Source organism: Vibrio sp. Vb1127, from assembly GCF_033338735.1.
Classification (GTDB): Bacteria; Pseudomonadota; Gammaproteobacteria; order Enterobacterales; family Vibrionaceae; genus Vibrio; species Vibrio alginolyticus.
Genome location: NZ_JAWOTF010000004.1, coordinates 87,231 through 105,092 on the forward strand (window position 1 = coordinate 87,231; position 17,862 = coordinate 105,092).

At 43.4% G+C, this 17,862-nt stretch carries 14 protein-coding genes; 6 read left to right on the forward strand and 8 right to left on the reverse strand.

The genetic code is table 11. The features are described from left to right. Positions 1-50: 50 nt before the first annotated feature. Entirely contained in the window at positions 51-500 is a 450-nt protein-coding gene (locus R7H07_RS08285; RefSeq protein WP_025767219.1) for a low molecular weight protein-tyrosine-phosphatase, read from the reverse strand. A 117-nt stretch (positions 501-617) separates the two neighbouring features. Here R7H07_RS08285 and cobO point away from each other — a divergent pair, with 117 nt between their 5' ends. After that, on the forward strand, positions 618-1,223 hold the full coding sequence (gene cobO, locus R7H07_RS08290; RefSeq protein ID WP_005380837.1) for a cob(I)yrinic acid a,c-diamide adenosyltransferase: 606 nt from the start codon (positions 618-620) through the stop codon (positions 1,221-1,223). Positions 1,224-1,285: 62 nt separating this feature from the next. Here cobO and R7H07_RS08295 read toward each other — a convergent pair whose 3' ends face one another. The 3 genes from R7H07_RS08295 to apbC form a co-directional block, all read right to left on the reverse strand. After that, the gene (locus tag R7H07_RS08295) at positions 1,286-3,373 is read right to left on the reverse strand and encodes an AsmA family protein (RefSeq protein WP_005380835.1); all 2,088 of its coding nucleotides are present in this window, start codon (positions 3,371-3,373) and stop codon (positions 1,286-1,288) included. Between the two features lie 188 nt (positions 3,374-3,561). Then, complete coding sequence (gene udk, locus R7H07_RS08300) at positions 3,562-4,203, reverse strand: uridine kinase (RefSeq protein ID WP_005380833.1); 642 nt, start codon at positions 4,201-4,203, stop codon at positions 3,562-3,564. A 180-nt stretch (positions 4,204-4,383) separates the two neighbouring features. Continuing rightward, positions 4,384-5,460, reverse strand: a complete 1,077-nt coding sequence (apbC, locus tag R7H07_RS08305; RefSeq protein WP_005380830.1) for an iron-sulfur cluster carrier protein ApbC — start codon at positions 5,458-5,460, stop codon at positions 4,384-4,386. Positions 5,461-5,622: 162 nt separating this feature from the next. On the opposite strand from apbC, the gene metG reads away from it, so the two are divergent. Both metG and R7H07_RS08315 read left to right on the forward strand, forming a co-directional pair. Then, positions 5,623-7,698: a methionine--tRNA ligase gene (gene metG, locus R7H07_RS08310; protein WP_025767217.1), complete on the forward strand. Its 2,076-nt coding sequence runs from the start codon at positions 5,623-5,625 to the stop codon at positions 7,696-7,698. 210 nt (positions 7,699-7,908) lie between these two features. Beyond that, the gene (locus R7H07_RS08315; protein ID WP_005380827.1) at positions 7,909-8,718 is read left to right on the forward strand and encodes a hypothetical protein; all 810 of its coding nucleotides are present in this window, start codon (positions 7,909-7,911) and stop codon (positions 8,716-8,718) included. 110 nt (positions 8,719-8,828) lie between these two features. Here R7H07_RS08315 and fadR read toward each other — a convergent pair whose 3' ends face one another. Next, entirely contained in the window at positions 8,829-9,668 is an 840-nt protein-coding gene (gene fadR / locus R7H07_RS08320; RefSeq protein WP_005380824.1) for a fatty acid metabolism transcriptional regulator FadR, read from the reverse strand. A 639-nt stretch (positions 9,669-10,307) separates the two neighbouring features. Here fadR and nhaB point away from each other — a divergent pair. Next, positions 10,308-11,894: a Na(+)/H(+) antiporter NhaB gene (nhaB, locus tag R7H07_RS08325; RefSeq protein WP_005380822.1), complete on the forward strand. Its 1,587-nt coding sequence runs from the start codon at positions 10,308-10,310 to the stop codon at positions 11,892-11,894. A gap of 83 nt (positions 11,895-11,977) precedes the next feature. Then, positions 11,978-12,514 (forward strand): disulfide bond formation protein DsbB, encoded by a 537-nt coding sequence (dsbB, locus tag R7H07_RS08330; protein ID WP_031779052.1) that lies wholly within the window; start codon positions 11,978-11,980, stop codon positions 12,512-12,514. Positions 12,515-12,593: 79 nt separating this feature from the next. On the opposite strand, the gene R7H07_RS08335 is transcribed toward dsbB, so the two are convergent. Continuing rightward, the gene (locus tag R7H07_RS08335; RefSeq protein WP_005380818.1) at positions 12,594-13,211 is read right to left on the reverse strand and encodes a YecA family protein; all 618 of its coding nucleotides are present in this window, start codon (positions 13,209-13,211) and stop codon (positions 12,594-12,596) included. 170 nt (positions 13,212-13,381) lie between these two features. Here R7H07_RS08335 and dusC point away from each other — a divergent pair, with 170 nt between their 5' ends. Further along, positions 13,382-14,341: a tRNA dihydrouridine(16) synthase DusC gene (gene dusC / locus R7H07_RS08340; protein WP_005380816.1), complete on the forward strand. Its 960-nt coding sequence runs from the start codon at positions 13,382-13,384 to the stop codon at positions 14,339-14,341. Between the two features lie 51 nt (positions 14,342-14,392). On the opposite strand, the gene R7H07_RS08345 is transcribed toward dusC, so the two are convergent. Beyond that, complete coding sequence (locus R7H07_RS08345; protein WP_005380815.1) at positions 14,393-15,853, reverse strand: sensor domain-containing diguanylate cyclase; 1,461 nt, start codon at positions 15,851-15,853, stop codon at positions 14,393-14,395. A gap of 174 nt (positions 15,854-16,027) precedes the next feature. After that, entirely contained in the window at positions 16,028-17,854 is a 1,827-nt protein-coding gene (gene malZ, locus R7H07_RS08350) for a maltodextrin glucosidase (protein ID WP_206959646.1), read from the reverse strand. Positions 17,855-17,862 lie beyond the last annotated feature (8 nt).

The following is a 17,862-nucleotide window of genomic DNA, read 5'->3' on the forward strand; positions in this document are numbered from 1 at the left end:
AAGGGATGAGCTGAGCTCATCCCTTTTTCTATTGTCTTCAAGCACGGCGATTATAGCTTCTTCAAAATTGCGTCTGATGCCTCTTCGATTAAATCAAGCACCAGTTCAAAGCCATCTTCCCCACCATAATATGGGTCCGGGACTTCGTCGTAACCTGACTCAGAATGACTTAAAAATAACGATACTTTGTGTCGATACTTCAACGGACAAATATCCAATAAATCGGCCAAATTTGCTTTATCTGCGGCTAATATAAGGTCAAACTTTTCAAAGTCATCAATGGTGACTTGGCGCGCTTGCATTCCTTTAAAAGAATAACCTCGCTGCTTTCCTGCTGCCATCGCTCTTGAATCCGGTCGGTTTCCTGCGTGGTAGCCAATTGTACCTGCCGAATCAACCTCTACTTCAACGCCTAGCTTTTGAGCTTTCGCTCTTAACACTGCCTCTCCAGTTGGTGACCGACAAATGTTTCCCATACAAACAACAAGTATTTTCTTCATTTTATTCCCTGAATTATCGGTGGTTTTTCTTCACGATATGTTGGTCTATCATAGCGAGATAAATCAATGAACCCAAATTAACTTGGGCACAGCACGAAAAGGAATTGAGGAAGTATTATGTCTATCGAAGAAAATAAAGAAGCACGCCATAAAGCTCGCCAACAAAAAGTCAAAGAACAGGTAGACGCAAAAATCGCTGCGGCTCAAGAGGAAAAAGGTCTGCTACTGATCATTACCGGAAATGGTAAAGGTAAATCGACATCAGGATTCGGTACGATCGCACGCGCAGTGGGTCATGGTTTGAATTGTGCTGTCGCGCAGTTTATTAAAGGTACTTGGGACAACGGTGAGCGCAACCTACTTGAGAAACTCGGCGTTGAATTCCAAGTAATGGCAACCGGCTTTACGTGGGAAACTCAAAACAAAGCCGCTGATACCGAAGCAGCGCAAGGCGTATGGCAAGAATGTAAGCGCATGCTGCAAGACGACTCTATCGATGTCATCTTGTTTGACGAGCTAACTTATATGGTGAGCTACGGCTACATCGACTTAGACGAAGTGGTCGAAGCGCTGAGCAACCGACCTAAAATGCAGTCGGTTATTATTACTGGGCGTGGCGCACATCGAACCCTGATTGAAATGGCCGATACCGTTTCTGAAGTGAAAAATGTAAAGCACGCATTTGAATCTGGCGTAAAAGCCCTCAAAGGCGTCGATTGGTAACACTCGCAGAGTAATTTAAAAAGGGTTGGCAAAATGCCAACCCTTTTGATTTTCACGCACGGTTAGTTGAAAAGATTCTTCAATAAACCATCGACCGCATCTTTGGTTTTCTCGTCTTTGATTTTGTCCGTTAGCTTCTCTACGCCACGATCGATTTCTTTCTGAGCTTTCTGCTTCAGAACATCATCGAATACGAGCTTGAATTTAGGTTCTGCCCACTTACCAGACACATTGATTGGAATCGTGATGTCTTTCAGCTCATCTATATCTTTACCGCCCTGGCCTTCTAGGCTACCTACAACTGACGTGCTGATAGTAAAGTCGACTGTTTCATTGATGTAGTTTGCGGTACCTTTACCACGAACACGTAACAATGGAGACTGAGCTTGCATATTATCCGTTGATACAACACCTTTGTTGAGTTTCAATGTCGCCGTCATCGCACTGAAGTCTGTTTTCTTAGCTACATTGGTGCCTTCAACTTTTTGCCCTTTAAATTTCGCATAGTTTTCACGAATCAACTGAGCAACGTTGATGCCATTCACCGCACCGTCAGCAAAATTGATAACAACCGTACCAGATAGATTCTTCTTGATACCGGTAGGCGTGAGACTCTTACCTGTAACATTCACATCAATGTTACCTGTCCCTTCAAGTTTGTCGTTTTCAGCAACGTCTATAAGTAGCGGTTGAACTTTCACGCCTTTGATTGACTTTTTAACACTGTAAGTCGCTGGTGATTGGCGTGCATCTAACTTCGCTGTCGCTGAGATTGAGCCTTGGTACAACTTCGAACTAAATGATGTAAGCTCAAACACGCCACGATTCGCAGTGAAGCTCGTTTTTACCGCTTCCATCTTCGCATTTGCCGCTTTGAATTTGTCGATGGTAATGTCACCCTTTACATCTAACGTTTTCAACGCAGACAAATCAGGCTCAACCTCAGGTCCGGCAGGAGCACTCTCGCCACCAGAAGCAGGCTTATTACCTTCGGCAGCTTGCTTATCTAACCCTAAGAACTCATCAAGATCGATATTGGGGCTATGGAGAGCAAAGCGTACTTTAGGAATATCACCGAGTGTCACATCTGCCTTACCATCTAGGGCGATAGCATTCGCTGTTAACTTCTCTAGAACAAAACTCAGATGGTTTTTCGTTAGGTCGAAAGACAGATCAGACACCATGTCGACTTTCATCGGGGACTGAGGTAAGGCATCACCCTCAAAAGTCGATTTAAGAGTTAACTTATCCAACTGTACTTTGCTGATAGCCTTGTCCACGCTAAGTTGACCAGCACCCTGCATATCTAACTTCATACCACCAGCGTCACCCTTAATGGCATAAGTCAGGTTATTTACTGTATCGAATTCAAACGTGTCTAAACCGATCGTTGCCGATTCAATTTTATTGGCAGGGTCAGAGTATGTCGCATCAAAGTTGATGTTCTTTAGCGCGTAGTTTGCCAAACCTTTTTCTAGCTTAAAGTCTGCCTGACCTTTCGCGGTGAACTTTTGGTCGTTCATTTCGCCCTTCACGCCAAAATCAGCCGTTGTCCAGTTGTCAAAAGCGAATTCGGAAAGGTTTAATGAAATATCATAAAGTTTGGTGTAACTACCGGCTTGCTTATCCTGCATTTCTAATGAACCGTTAGAAACCGTAACGCCAGCAAGATTAATACTCCAATCAGAACCAGAAGTTTGCGTTTCACCATTTTGCGTAGGCGCAGCATTGTTCTCTTGTTCTGCTTGTTGTGTTTGGGCTTTCGTCAATGCATCAATATTCTTGCTGCCATCTTTCTTGGTTTCAATGTAGAACTCAGCACCATCAAGCGTGACGTTTCCAATTTCAAGCTGTTGACTAAAAAGTGGCATAACAGAGATGTCTACACCAACGGTATCAACTTTGAATAAATTGGGTTTACTAAAGCCTTGTGGGTTTCGCAATTCTGTATGTCCCAACTCAAAGCCAATTGATGGGAAAAATTGCCAACTGATATCCCCTTCAATCACCAACTCTAATCCCGTTTGCTTTTGCGCTTGCTCAACAATAAGGGGTTTAAACTGATTCGGATTGACGAAGATGGTTAACGCTAAAATTGCGACCAAAATGACCACAATCGGTATTGCTAGAATTAAGAGCAGTTTCTTCATTTGTTTTTCCTTGCTCGAGTGTTTTTACAATTATAAGCGCAGACTCCATTTGCCGCTGACAGTTCCACAAAAGCGTGAAAAGTGTCTGGTTTTAACCTGCAACTGACTAATTTAAAAACAAAAAAAGAAGTGGCACTTAAGGTGCCACTTCTTCTCTTAAAAATAAAGCGATATAGCCGTCTATAGGCTTAAGCTTTCAAAAGTCTTGCAATGTGAGCTTTTAATACATCAATTGCGATACGGTTTTTACCACCGCGAGGAACAATAATGTCCGCATATTGCTTAGAAGGTTCGATAAACTGCATGAACATCGGACGTACTGTTTGTTGGTATTGCTTAAGAACAGACTCCATAGTTCGGCCTCGTTCTTCCACATCACGCTTAACACGGCGAAGCAAGCAAATATCTAACGGTGTGTCCATAAATACTGTCGCATGCATCAAATCACGAAGACGAGGGTCTGTAAGAAGAAGGATACCTTCTAGAATGATCACCTTTTTAGGTGTCATTGTGGTGGTGTTAATTGTTCTTGTGTGCTCAGTGTAGCTGTACTCAGGCACTTCTACTGCTTCACCACGTACCAATTTTTCTAGGTGCTCACACAGTAGGTCGTGGTCCAACGCACTCGGGTGATCGTAGTTCGTCTTTACTCGCTCTTCCATGCTTAGGTGGCTTTGGTCGTTGTAGTAGCAATCTTCCGTGATGACACCGATTTGATGATCGCCTACTTTCGCGCGAAGCTCATTATAAATAGTGCTCGCGATCAGACTTTTTCCAGAAGCAGAAGCGCCAGCAATACCTACGATGACGCATTGATTATTATCAGACATTAGTTTGCACCCGATGATGATTTCTAGTCACATAAAAAGATAAACTGCCTGATTATAGGGAGTTCACCCCATAGTTACTAGTTGGAATTAGGGTTTAGTCATAAGTTTCTGCCTGCTCAGAGGATTAACCTCCGAGCAAACGTTAAAATGTGCAATTATCAACCAGCAGGCATAGTAAACTTAGTTCACCATTGTAAAGCTAATCGCATCTGGTTTTGCTTTGCCTTGCCAAAACATCGTGCTACATACGCGATCGGCAAGTTGCTTATAATACCCTGCATGCTCACTTTCTGGGCGTCTTGCTACCGTTGGCACGCCAGCGTCAATATCTTCTCTCATAGAGATATGAAGCGGAATTTGTCCTAACAATGCTAAGCCAAATTCTTGCGACATTTTTTCAGCTCCGCCCATACCAAAAATATGCTCTTTCGCGCCACATTGACTACAAATGTGATAACTCATGTTTTCCACAACACCAATAACCGGGACATGGACTTTGTTAAACATTGCCGCTCCCTTCCTTGCATCGGCAAGGGCTAAATCTTGCGGCGTTGTGACTAGCACGCTACCTGTTACCGGAATTTGTTGTGACAGAGTCAATTGAATATCCCCCGTACCTGGCGGCATATCAATCACCAAATAATCCAAATCTGGCCAATCTGTTTCAGTTAATAACTGCGACAATGCTTTTGAAGCCATTGGACCGCGCCATATCGCCGCTTCTGATTTATCCACCAAATAACCGATAGAATGAGTATAGATGCCGTGAGCAAAAATGGGTTCCATCCACTTGCCATCACGAACTTCTGGTTTAGCATCTTCTTGCCCCAACATCATAGGTACAGACGGACCATAGATATCTGCATCCAACAATCCCACTTTCGCCCCAGATTGAGCAATCGCCAACGCTAAGTTAACTGCGGTAGTAGATTTACCAACGCCACCTTTCGCAGAACTGACGGCAATGATGTTCTTAACACCCTTAACCGAGTTAGCCACTTGAGTTTCTAAAGCTTTAACTCCAAGGCGAATATTAAATGGGAATTCAGCCACTTTACCCGAGGCTTGCTGCTGTTTGATCCAGTCATGCAGTACGGTTTGAAGCTCATTACTTGCGAATGGCAACGTTATATCAATAGAACCCTGTGTCGTAATCGAAATTGCGCCATGAATATCTGCCCAGTTTTCCACCAACTGTGGATGTTGGAATTGGTTAAACCAGTGACAAAAATCTTGTTTTGAAGTGAACTGATGCATAAGCCCTCCTTTTAGATGTCATGCTACCACCGTCCAGGCTCAACCAGAACCCCAAAAAAACTAAGGCATTCCGCAGTTTGACACCTTGGAGTTAGTCAGTTCATGGGGTAGTATTATCCATCAAAATTTATTTATACCTATCAAGAAAAGCGAATATTAAGTATGGCAAACGATCCAAAAAACTTTCCGTCAAGGAAAATGCTGGTAACTTGTGCCCTTCCGTACGCTAACGGTTCGATCCACCTTGGTCATATGCTTGAGCATATCCAAGCGGACATTTGGGTTCGTTACCAACGCCTACGCGGCAACACTGTAAACTTCATCTGTGCTGACGATGCTCACGGCACGCCAATCATGCTTAAAGCGCAACAGATGGGTATTACTCCTGAAGAAATGATTGCCGCAGTTAGCGAAGAGCACCAAAAAGACTTCGCTGGATTTGATATCAGCTTTGATAACTACCACAGCACACACTCAGATGAGAACCGTGAGCTAGCGTCACACATTTATCTTGAGTTGAAGAAAAATGGCTTTATCTCTAGCCGAACTATCTCTCAGCTGTTCGATCCAGAAAAAGAGATGTTCTTACCGGACCGTTTCGTAAAAGGTACCTGTCCAAAATGTAAGTCTGAAGACCAGTACGGTGACAACTGTGACAACTGTGGTGAGACTTACAGCCCAACAGAACTGATCAATCCTAAATCTGCGGTTTCTGGTGCGACGCCAGTAATGAAAGATTCTGAGCACTTCTTCTTCGACCTGCCTCAGTTTGAAAGCATGCTAAAAGAGTGGACTCGCTCTGGCTCGCTACAAGCTGAAACAGCGAACAAAATGCAAGAATGGTTCGAATCTGGTTTGCAGCAATGGGATATCTCACGTGATGCGCCATACTTTGGCTTCGAAATCCCAGGAGAGAAGAACAAATTCTTCTACGTATGGCTAGACGCACCTATCGGCTACATGGGCTCTTTCAAAAATCTATGTGACAAGCGCGACGACCTAGATTTCGACGAGTACTGGAAGAAAGACAGCTCAGCAGAGCTGTACCACTTCATCGGTAAAGACATCGTTTACTTCCACAGCCTATTTTGGCCAGCAATGCTAGAAGGTTCCGGCTTCCGTAAACCAAACAACGTATTCGTACACGGTTACGTAACCGTAAACGGCGCGAAAATGTCGAAGTCTAAAGGTACGTTCGTAAAAGCAAGCACTTACCTAGAGCACCTAGACCCTGAGTGTCTACGTTACTACTACGCTGCGAAGCTAAACAGCCGTATCGATGATCTAGATCTTAACCTTGAAGACTTCACTCAGCGCGTAAACGCTGACGTTGTTAACAAGATCGTTAACCTGGCATCTCGTAACGCAGGTTTCATCGCGAAACGTTTTGAAGGCAAACTGTCTGACAACTTTGCAGAGCCTGAACTTTACAACGAATTTGTTGCTGCTGCTGACCGTATCGCTGAGCTTTACGAAACGCGTGAGTTTGGTCGTGCAATCCGTGAAATCACGGCATTGGCAGACAAAGCTAACCAATACGTTGATGAAAAAGCACCGTGGGTTGTAGCAAAAGAAGAAGGCAAAGATCAGGAACTACAAGACATCTGTTCTGTCGGTATCAACCTATTCCGCGTACTGATGACTTACCTGAAACCAGTAATGCCATCGCTAGCTGCACGTACTGAAGCGTTCCTAAACCAAGAGCTAACTTGGGAAAACATCGCTGATCCACTAACAGGCCACGAGATCACTAAGTTCAAAGCACTGTTCAACCGTATCGATCCGAAGAATGTTGAAGCGATGATCGAAGCGTCTAAAGAAGATGCGGCGGCAGAAATGGCGGCGAAAGAGAAAGCTGAAGCGGAAAAGAACAAGGCTAGCCAAACCGAGTTAGACAAAGAACCAATCGCTGAAGAGATTGAGTTCGATGCTTTTGCTGCAGTAGATATGCGTATCGCTCGCATCATCTCTTGTGAAGAAGTACCAAAAGCCAACAAACTGCTTAAGTTCCAATTAGACATCGGTGGTGAAACTCGTCAGGTATTCTCTGGCATCAAGTCAGCTTACAAACCTGAAGAGCTAGAAGGCAAGCTAACGGTAATGGTAGCAAACCTAAAACCTCGTAAGATGAAGTTTGGTATGTCTGAAGGTATGATCCTAGCGGCAGGCCCTGGTGGTAGCGACCTGTGGATCCTTGAGCCACACGAAGGCGCTCAACCTGGCATGCGCGTAATGTAAGTTGTAGCTTTACGATCAAATTTAAAAAGTCCTCGCCAGTTCAGCGGGGACTTTTTTTGACTGAATTCACACTTTTGGGGAATTTGTGCACCAAACTTGTACAGCATCTTTCCCGTCACAAGCCTAACTCACTGTTTTAATAGAATTTAATTAGTGGCATCAAAACTGCAATCTTTCTTGTTAGGTCCAAACACTAACAAGGAGTTGGTTATGTTTGTTTTGATTTCCACACTATTGTCCATCGCTATTTTAGCCGGAATATATCACTTATCTTCTAAACGAGAGCAGCAACATGCGCGCAAATATCAGCTGTTAACATTGTTACGAGATGTTGTTCACCTTCTGAGACACCACCGAGCTGCTACTCACTACTCGCTTCAATTCCAACAAAACGATCAACAAAAATTGGACGCTCTTCATGATGCTCTGACTAACAAGCTGCATCTTTTAGTCGAAACATCACGGTTTGAAAACAAACCCATGTATCGCGTATTACAGATTAAAGTAGGGAAACTACTTGAACAATGGAATGACCATAGTGTTGCAAGAAACCAGATGGAGCATGGTAAGTTAATTCGTCATTGCTTGTTTTTGATGGATGAAGTAACCATCGCATGGCTAGCGGTTGAGCAAAGAGATGACTTGCATAATGAGTATCACATGAACTGGCAAAACATTATGGATAGCTTGGAGACCCTGACTCAGTTACGAATCAGCATTCAAGATTTAGGAGAGCAAGGCGGAAATGAGCGTTTCAAAAATTATGCATCGGTCATGATGCGTAAGCTAAACCAACTAGCGGTTATCGCTCCACTTAGCATTACCTCTCCTGCTTCCACGCGCTCAATACAGACGCTAAATGAATACGTGACAGGGAGTCATGTCGACTTAACAGAAGCAGAGCTTTATGGCATCACATCGGACTTGTCATTGACCATCTTCAATACTTACGACCATGTCCTTTCAGATGTCGTAGAGTCATTATATCTACCGTTACCCAGACTCTCACTAGCAGGATAAACGTTCCATACCTTATTATTGGTGCTTGGTTCGTCGCCGACTTATAAATAAAAACAAAAAAACCGCAGGCCTAAGGCACTGCGGTTTTCGTTTATTCAACTTGTCAGCGCTTAGCTGTCGTCTTCCGTGAAGTTCGTTGGTAATTGCTTTTTCATTTCGTTCCAGATCAACGCACTTTCCATACCATAATGACGAATCACTACTGGTAGTTGCTCACGCTGGCCACTTTCACAAGTTTCGAGCAATTGATGGTAAAACTTCAGAGCTAGCTCACGAGAAGCTGGATTTGAGAAGTAGTAGCTACCGACACGATCGTAGAGCTTCTTCAAACCATTAAAGATCAAACCGTAAATTTGATTTCCTGAATGGAATGCTAGGCGCTGGAAAAGCATATAATCGTAAAAGTTGAACGTTTTAGCAATCAAGATTTCTTGACGCTTCGCTTCATCTTTCTCGTTATCTTCTTTCACATTCTGCAGAACTTTTTCAGCATACGGCGAAGAAGCGATGAATTCGTCCCAGGAAGCCGCATTCATTAAAGCTTCACAAGATTCGATTACGTTCTTAATTGTACGCTCAGAGCTCTCTTTGTTCGCTTTAAATGCATAGCGCATAAAGATAGGACTGATGTTGGTACGTGCCGCAAGCAGATCTTCTACAATGTTTGTCGCATTATCAACGTCTAGCGTCATTAAAGTATCCAAAATATGCAGGCCAGAGGTCTCCATAAATTGGTTAACTTTCGTAGGTTTGCCGTGCTGGATAGTCAGCCATCCATCACGGGCTAGTCGTTGAAGAACCTCTCTTAAAGTCGTTCGAGTAACACCAATCAGTTCGGACAGCTCGCGCTCAGCAGGTAAAATTGAGCCTGGAGGAAAACGGCCGTTCCAAATGCTCTCGATAATATATTTTTCTGCGAATCCCGCAGGGCTTTTCGCCTTTATGACCATTCTACTTTTTATCCAATATTGATTTCTGAGGGTCGATACTACTCATCATACCACTACTTAGCGGTTTGAGAAAATTTACGATCAATAGTGGAAATGACTCCATAACATAGAGTTAATACTCTATATGTTGTGTCAATTTAAGAGGCTCTAACATGCGAGCGAAAGCAGTAAAATATGAATTTTCATTTAATTAAACAGCTCACAAATCTCGGAGAAATAAAGACAACCGTGTCACATTTTTATATTCAAAATATGAAAAATTACTTTGTATATCACAGTTAATATTCTTTCTTAATTTGCCTTTTCTCGTCACTGACCGTCATTTAAAATCCAAGAGGATTTTTTTAAGACTTTCATGGTATAGTAACGCCGTTTTGATCGCGTTATTACATTTAAAAAGTCATTTTAGTCGGTAGCATCACGTTTTGTTATTGACTAATAAATGCCTGAGTGTAGAGTTTGCGGTCGAAAGTGAGCGGTGCTTGAGTTCAGGGGAAGTAACTTGGCAAGACTACAATAAACAAAGGATTGTTGTTTTACTAAGTTATTGTTTTTAAAGACTAGTTAATAAGTCTAACAAACAGATACTTAAGCACTATTGTAGTGTCTATTCATAATTTTGTTATAAAGAGAATTATCATGCCGATATCGCTCGGAAACGCTTTTATCAAGAACTTCCTTGGTAAAGCGCCTGATTGGTACAAAGTTGCCATTATAGCCTTCTTAATAATTAACCCGATTGTATTCTTCCTAATAAACCCATTTGTAGCTGGATGGTTGTTGGTCGCTGAATTTATTTTCACGCTAGCAATGGCATTAAAATGCTACCCATTACAACCTGGCGGTTTACTTGCTATTGAAGCCATTGCTATCGGCATGACTAGCCCTGCGCAAGTTAAGCACGAATTAGTAGCAAATATCGAAGTACTGCTACTTCTGGTATTTATGGTTGCGGGCATCTACTTCATGAAGCAGCTATTGCTGTTCATTTTTACCAAAATTTTACTTGGCATTCGCTCTAAAACCCTACTATCACTCGCGTTCTGCTTTGCTGCGGCATTTTTGTCTGCATTTTTGGATGCCTTGACGGTTATCGCCGTTGTTATCAGCGTGGCGATCGGCTTTTACTCTATATATCACAAAGTAGCGTCTGGTAACCCTATCGGTGACCATGACCATACACAAGATGACACGATCACTGAACTAACGCGTGATGACCTAGAAAACTATCGTGCGTTTTTGCGCTCTTTGTTGATGCATGCTGGTGTAGGTACTGCCTTAGGTGGCGTAACCACGATGGTTGGTGAACCTCAAAACTTAATTATTGCAGACCAAGCGGGTTGGTTATTTGGTGAATTCCTAATCCGTATGTCTCCAGTGACACTACCTGTATTTTTCTGTGGTCTCATCACTTGTGCTTTAGTTGAAAAGCTTAAAGTGTTTGGCTACGGCGCGAAGCTTCCTAATAACGTTCGTCAGATCCTCGTCGATTTTGACCGTGAAGAGCGTAAAACGCGAACAAATCAAGATGTCGCAAAACTCTGGGTTCAAGGTCTTATTGCGGTTTGGTTGATCGTTGCACTCGCTTTGCACTTAGCGGCTGTCGGCTTAATTGGCCTTTCTGTGATCATATTAGCGACCGCATTTACTGGTGTCATTGAAGAGCACTCCATGGGGAAAGCGTTTGAAGAGGCCCTGCCCTTCACTGCACTGCTTGCAGTATTTTTCTCGATCGTTGCCGTAATCATTGACCAAGAGCTGTTTAAACCAGTCATCGATGCGGTGCTTGCCGTTGAAGATAAAGGTACTCAGCTAGCTCTGTTCTATGTGGCGAATGGCTTATTATCTATGGTGTCGGATAACGTGTTCGTTGGTACGGTTTACATCAATGAAGTAAAAACTGCACTCATTGAGGGTCTCATTACTCGTGATCAGTTCGACTTACTGGCGGTGGCAATCAATACTGGTACTAACCTGCCTTCTGTTGCAACGCCAAACGGTCAAGCGGCATTCCTATTCTTACTCACATCGGCTCTCGCTCCATTAATTCGTCTGTCTTACGGTCGAATGGTTATCATGGCGCTGCCTTACACCGTCGTTCTTGCGATTGTCGGTCTGATGGGAATCATGTTCTTCCTAGAGCCTGCAACAGCTTCTTTCTACGAAGCTGGTTGGATTTTACCTCATAGTGGTGATCTGACTCCCGTAGTATCCGGTGGTCACTAAAATTTGAGTTGATTAGGAAACTTATCCACGATAAAAAGCTCTGAGTATTCAGAGCTTTTTCTATTTCAGACAGGAACAAAAACGTGACTATTTTAAATTCACTTAACCAGTTTTCAAAGGGACGTTTATCGTGGCTACTGCTTCTGCTATTCGTCGTTTTCTTTGAAGCATGCGCCCTCTATTTTCAGCACGTCATGATGCTTGCACCATGTGTCATGTGTATTTATGAAAGAGTCGCGATGATGGGAGTGGGCGTCGCTGCAATGGTTGGTATATTGGCACCCAAGAACCCAATTTTCCGCTGGCTAGGTTTGATAGGCTGGGGATTAAGTGCTTACAAGGGTTTGTTACTTGCAATGCAGCACGTTGACTACCAGTTTAATCCATCACCATTCGCGACTTGCGATTTATTCGTCACATTCCCCAGCTGGGCTCCGCTCAATCAGTGGGTTCCTTGGATGTTTGAAGCATATGGTGATTGCTCTAAGGTTGTGTGGCAGCTCCTTGATTTATCAATGCCACAATGGTTAGTAGTAATTTTTGCAGGCAATTTAATCGCTTTGGCATTAATTGTAATTGCACAATTCTTCCCTGCAAAACGCGTTAATCCAATTCGTTAATCCTACTGACGCGTAAAAATTAACAAAAAGCCGACCATCTGGTCGGCTTTTTGTTAAGTGGATAGCGCGGCGATTCGCTTTAGCCGCGTGATTGACCACAGCACTGCTTGAATTTTTTTCCGCTCTCACAAGGACAGGGATCATTGCGCCCGATACCTTTGAATGGGTTTAGGCTTTGAGCTTTATTGCCTACCATCAACTCATCCGCGCCCAGCGCGACTTCACCGACCATTAAATCAAGCTGGTCGACTAAATCTGTCAGGGCCGGTGGCGTTTCAATACCTGCGTCACGCATCTGTTGCTGCGTTGCTGGCTCATCGATCGCCAGCATCAAAGTGGTCAGTAATGCTTGCAGCATACGCTGTAATCCATCATTGAGCTCAACGTCTTGCCACTGTTCTTCAATCATTGGCCAAACAGACATAAAGCCTTCGGCAAAATCAGCAAGTTGTTCAGGTTCTTTGCCTGTTAGCTCTAGCACGGAATATTCGTTTCGTTGAATTCGGTTATGCTGCTTGTGAATTTGCTCTTCCACAGCTGGTTGAATCGCTTTGAATCCCTCACCTAATAGCGGCTCTAACCACTTTTCAGGAGCGAGTGGTTTTGTCGTCAGATTCGCAGCTAACACTGCGCCTTCGATAAATAGGCAAGATTCATCGACGTGAACTTCACCTTTTTCAATCAATGTGTATTGCATGACATCTGGTTTCCCATAAATTTGGCGGCATTATACCTCAGAGCTCAAAAGCACGTAACCTAACGTTGTGTGTTTGACTGCATTGGGCGCTTCGACTCTTTTAATGACAAACTTAACTTACATCGCTACAATCGCCCTCCTTTTTACCACCAAACTGTATTAGGCAAGCTATGCGAGTTGTACTAGGCCCAATGGAAGGCGTTTTAGATCATTTGATGCGCCAAATCCTGACCGAGATAAACGACTATGACCTGTGTGTTACGGAGTTTGTTCGCGTAATCGACCAGCTATTACCCGATCATGTATTTCACCGTTTATGCCCGGAGCTGTTGCAAGGTTCTCAGACTGCATCTGGTGTGCCAGTACATGTGCAATTGTTGGGACAAGAACCGAACTGGATGGCTGAGAACGCAATTAAAGCGGCAAACCTTGGCGCCAGAGGTATTGATATAAACTTTGGTTGCCCAGCCAAAATGGTCAACAAAAGTAAAGGTGGAGCAGCGCTACTCCAGCATCCAGAGCTCATTCACCGTGTGGTTAAAGCTTGTCGAGAAGCCGTTCCAGAAGCCATTCCCGTAACTGCAAAAATTCGTCTTGGCTGGGAGAACCCTGAAGATTGCTTTGAAATTGTCGATGCCATTCAGTCTGCTGGCGCAAATGAACTGACCGTACACGCACGTACTAAACAAGGTGGTTATAAAGCTTCTGAGATAAAATGGGATTACATCAACCAAATTCGCGAACGTTTCGATATCCCACTGATAGCGAATGGTGAAATTTGGAATTATGAAGACGGTCAACGTTGCATTGAAACGACTGGCGTTAGCTCTTTAATGGTGTGCCGAGGCGCTTTCAATATCCCTAACTTAGGCAATATGGTAAAACATAACCACCAGCCAATGTCATGGCCCGAGGTGGTTGAGTTGCTCATCTATTACTCCAAGTTCGAGATGAAAGGCGATAAAGGCTTGTATTACCCAAACCGCGTAAAACAATGGTTCTCTTACTTACGTCAAGCTTATCCTGAAGCAAAAGACCTATTTAGAGAAATCAGAACGTTCAACAAAGCCGCACCAATTGTTGAGCATATTCAACGCTACCGCGATGACTTAAACTCTCAGGTTGCATAACTCCCGAACACAAAAAAGGACGAATATCTCGTCCTTTTTTGTATCTAAATCCTAGTAACAGATCTTATTTTTGCCGGTACTTTTGGCTTGATATAACTTTTCATCCGCCGCTTTAAACAATTCATCAAAGTTTTCTACTCGGCTCTCTTTACTAAACACCACACCGCCAGAGATCGTAAAGCCTTCTTTCGTTACGCGTGTCGAGCGCTCATCTATGGCCTTTTTTACTCTGTCTAAAATGAGTTTAATGCCCTCTGAATCTTCGTCATAAATCGCTAAAACGAACTCTTCGCCACCAAACCTTGAGGCAACATCGGTATGGCGAATATTTTCACGTATACATTTTGCAACAAGCTGAATTGCAGAATCACCGACATCATGACCATAGGTGTCGTTGATCTTCTTGAAGTTATCAATATCGAACACTGCTAAAGCAACCTGTTTTTTTGTCATCTTATTACGCCACACGGTTTGCATACCTCGACGATTCAATAAGCTGGTCATTGGGTCTCTTGCTGCCAGTTCTTTAAAGTAGCGTCGCTCGCTATGCATATTCACATAGAACAAGACGACGGTACTCAGCACGTAAATAAATAGTGCGACAATAAGGCTGTATTTTTCAAAAACCGCTAGGTTCTTAGCTTCATCCCAAAGGTTGTACTCGTAGTACATGCTGTGATTCGCACTCAATCGCTCTAATTCGACTGGTTTGATTCGTGTACTGTTTGAAGGAATGGATTGTAAATTGGAAACCAAATGAAACTGACCAACAAGACCTAGCGACGAAGCCATGAGCGTATTGATGTCAAAATCAATAGACAAAACACCTTGGTGTTCTCCTTTCTCATAGACGGGTACCGTCATACTAATGACTTGACCTTCCATCGAGTCCAACACTGGCCCTGGTCCAGCCAAGGTAATATTCACTTTATCTTGCGCGGTTTTTTGCCAAAAAGGTCGGGCTTTTAGCGTTGACAAAAGTTCTCTCGTGAAATTTTTTGCGTAGGTATCGGGTGAGGAGATAACGTAACCGCGCTTGTCAATGTAATGAATTCCAACAATGTGCGATTCAATATCGTGCAGAAATGACAATGACGGCGCAAAACCCGCCTTTTGTTCAGCTAACTGGTTAATCGTTGAACCTTGCTGACATAAGCTTTCGTCCCCTACGATCATATAATCAAGGTCAACCGCAGGTAACCCTTCACTATAAACACTTTCGAGTAATAACACATCTATAGGCCAAAGATAACAAAGCCCTTCTTTGACTAAAGAATTATGTTCTTCAAACAGTGGGTTAGCGTAATTGGTATAGTTGGTGAAGCTGTAATCTAAAGCCGTGAGCACTTTAATACCGCGAGACATTGCACGCTCGATACGCGAATACTCAGAATCGATATAGCGGTTAACCGCATCATAGTAATTTTTCGTTGTAACGAGTAAAACCACTACAAATAGTGCCAGAGGAAAAAAGATGACAAATGAGAGGCTAAATCGCCTTTGGTTTACCATTGAGTACCATGCATATGAAAGGTCAATAGTCTCTTATGACTGCTATTAAATTGATACTCGTTATCTGGTGACGCATGCAATGCAGCACCAGATAACAAGAGACCAAACAAATGTGTGCGCGCTGTTTGAGACCGTTTATATATTAAAGGAGTTTAATCAATATAGAGTGTGGTGTCACTTTAGTCGCCATAATTTGCAGCTCTGTGCAGACATATTGACAGAGATATGACCTTTATAATCAACCTGTTCTGTGTCATCTAACAACGATACAACTTGGCTAACCTCCAAGCCCAGTTGCCACATAGGTAAATCGATTGAACATTCATTACCACTGAGATTAATCATTACAACGACTGCTTCACGACCCAGTACACGTGCGTACGCCAACAGGTTGTTAGTGCAATGAAGCCATTGAATACAGCCCGACTGTAAAGGCTTACATTGTTTACGTATCTTGATCCATTGTTGGTAAAGCGATAGCCATTGTGAACTTTCAATTTCATTCCAAGGAAAACAACGACGATTATCTGGGTCTAGACCTCCTTCTAGACCGACTTCACTCCCGTAGTAAATACAAGGCGTGCCAACGTAAGTCATAAGCATTGCTAGCGCGATGTTCATTTTACGCTTATCACCATCAACCAGTGTGATAAACCGAGCAGTATCGTGACTATCGAGTTGATTCAGCTGCGATAGCTGATTCGAAAATGGGATTTTTGCTCTGGCTTCGTCCAACCATGCTTTAAACTCCAAACCATCAATGTTGATTGGATCGTACATAATGTCTTGTCGTGCGATAAAAGCTCGGACTGGATGAGCAAAACCGTAGTAGTTCATCGCCCCATCCTCTTGATCACCTTGCAACCACTGCGTTGCTTCAAAAAAGTGCTCACCTAACACATAAGCATTCGGGTTTACTGACTTAGTCGCATTCCGAAACGCTGCCACATAATGAGCATTGTTTTTCGCGCCGTCCCCTTCGCCAAGCATATGAATTACATCAAACCGCCAGCCATCAACCAAGTACGGTGGCTTCAGCCAATACTTGATGACAGAATCTTCACTTTGGTAGATGTAGTCGCGCACCTGTTCATTTTCGAAGTTCAGAACCGGTAAGTTACCAATGCCTTTCCAACCAATGTAGTGATTGGTTTCGCCTTCGAAAAAGTAGTAATCACGGAACTTTGACTGCGGATTGCCATACGCTCCTTCTCCTTTTTGTTGGATATCAAACCAAGGATGATGCACTGACGTGTGGTTAAACACCGCGTCTAAGACAATCTTCATATTCTTACCACGAATCTTCTCACACAGTTCCGCAAACTGAGCATTGGTGCCAAACATAGGATCAACAGTGAAGTAATCAGTGGTGTCGTATTTATGATTACTTGGTGAAGAAAAAATCGGATTGAAGTAAAGCGCTGTTACACCGAGCTGCTCAAGATAATCCAACTTCTGTTCTACACCTTTGAGGTCGCCGCCAAAGAATTCACGTGCCCCGGTATTTTGGTGAGAGCCTACCGCGTCTCCCCACGCCTTGACGACCGATGCAGAATCATACTGAGCATAAGCGTGGCGAATATCAGACTCACTTTTACTAGCAGAAAAACGGTCAGGAAAGATTTGATAGAAAACTTGCTCTTGGACCCAGCTTGGTGGTTGATGCTCTACATTCAACTTAAAGTGGAACTCTTTGGGTGGAATACGCTTTTGTACGCCTCGTGCATCGAGCCAGTATTGCTGTCCGTCTTTGAGGAGCTTAAACACATAATGTGTGACATCTCGATCTTGATTTGGTCGAAACGATGCCTCCCATAGTAATAATTCACCAGCCGTTCCTACTTGAGCCATGTCGACCAGATATTCTTCGTTGTCCGGCTCAATACGCACATAGACGGAATCAAAATCCAATGTCTCGGTTTTCAGTCTGACTGTAACTTGCTCGTCATTAAAAGCTAAACCATCAATAGTTTGACTATGAAAAATAAATGGCAGGTTCATTATGGGCA

Coding starts and splice junctions, on each gene's coding strand:
- R7H07_RS08285 (WP_025767219.1), bottom strand. CDS start 500: ATGAAGAAAATACTTGTTGTTTGTATGGGAAACATTTGTCGGTCACCA.
- cobO (WP_005380837.1), top strand. CDS start 618: ATGTCTATCGAAGAAAATAAAGAAGCACGCCATAAAGCTCGCCAACAA.
- R7H07_RS08295 (WP_005380835.1), bottom strand. CDS start 3,373: ATGAAGAAACTGCTCTTAATTCTAGCAATACCGATTGTGGTCATTTTG.
- udk (WP_005380833.1), bottom strand. CDS start 4,203: ATGTCTGATAATAATCAATGCGTCATCGTAGGTATTGCTGGCGCTTCT.
- apbC (WP_005380830.1), bottom strand. CDS start 5,460: ATGCATCAGTTCACTTCAAAACAAGATTTTTGTCACTGGTTTAACCAA.
- metG (WP_025767217.1), top strand. CDS start 5,623: ATGGCAAACGATCCAAAAAACTTTCCGTCAAGGAAAATGCTGGTAACT.
- R7H07_RS08315 (WP_005380827.1), top strand. CDS start 7,909: ATGTTTGTTTTGATTTCCACACTATTGTCCATCGCTATTTTAGCCGGA.
- fadR (WP_005380824.1), bottom strand. CDS start 9,668: ATGGTCATAAAGGCGAAAAGCCCTGCGGGATTCGCAGAAAAATATATT.
- nhaB (WP_005380822.1), top strand. CDS start 10,308: ATGCCGATATCGCTCGGAAACGCTTTTATCAAGAACTTCCTTGGTAAA.
- R7H07_RS08335 (WP_005380818.1), bottom strand. CDS start 13,211: ATGCAATACACATTGATTGAAAAAGGTGAAGTTCACGTCGATGAATCT.
- dusC (WP_005380816.1), top strand. CDS start 13,382: ATGCGAGTTGTACTAGGCCCAATGGAAGGCGTTTTAGATCATTTGATG.
- R7H07_RS08345 (WP_005380815.1), bottom strand. CDS start 15,853: ATGGTAAACCAAAGGCGATTTAGCCTCTCATTTGTCATCTTTTTTCCT.
- malZ (WP_206959646.1), bottom strand. CDS start 17,854: ATGAACCTGCCATTTATTTTTCATAGTCAAACTATTGATGGTTTAGCT.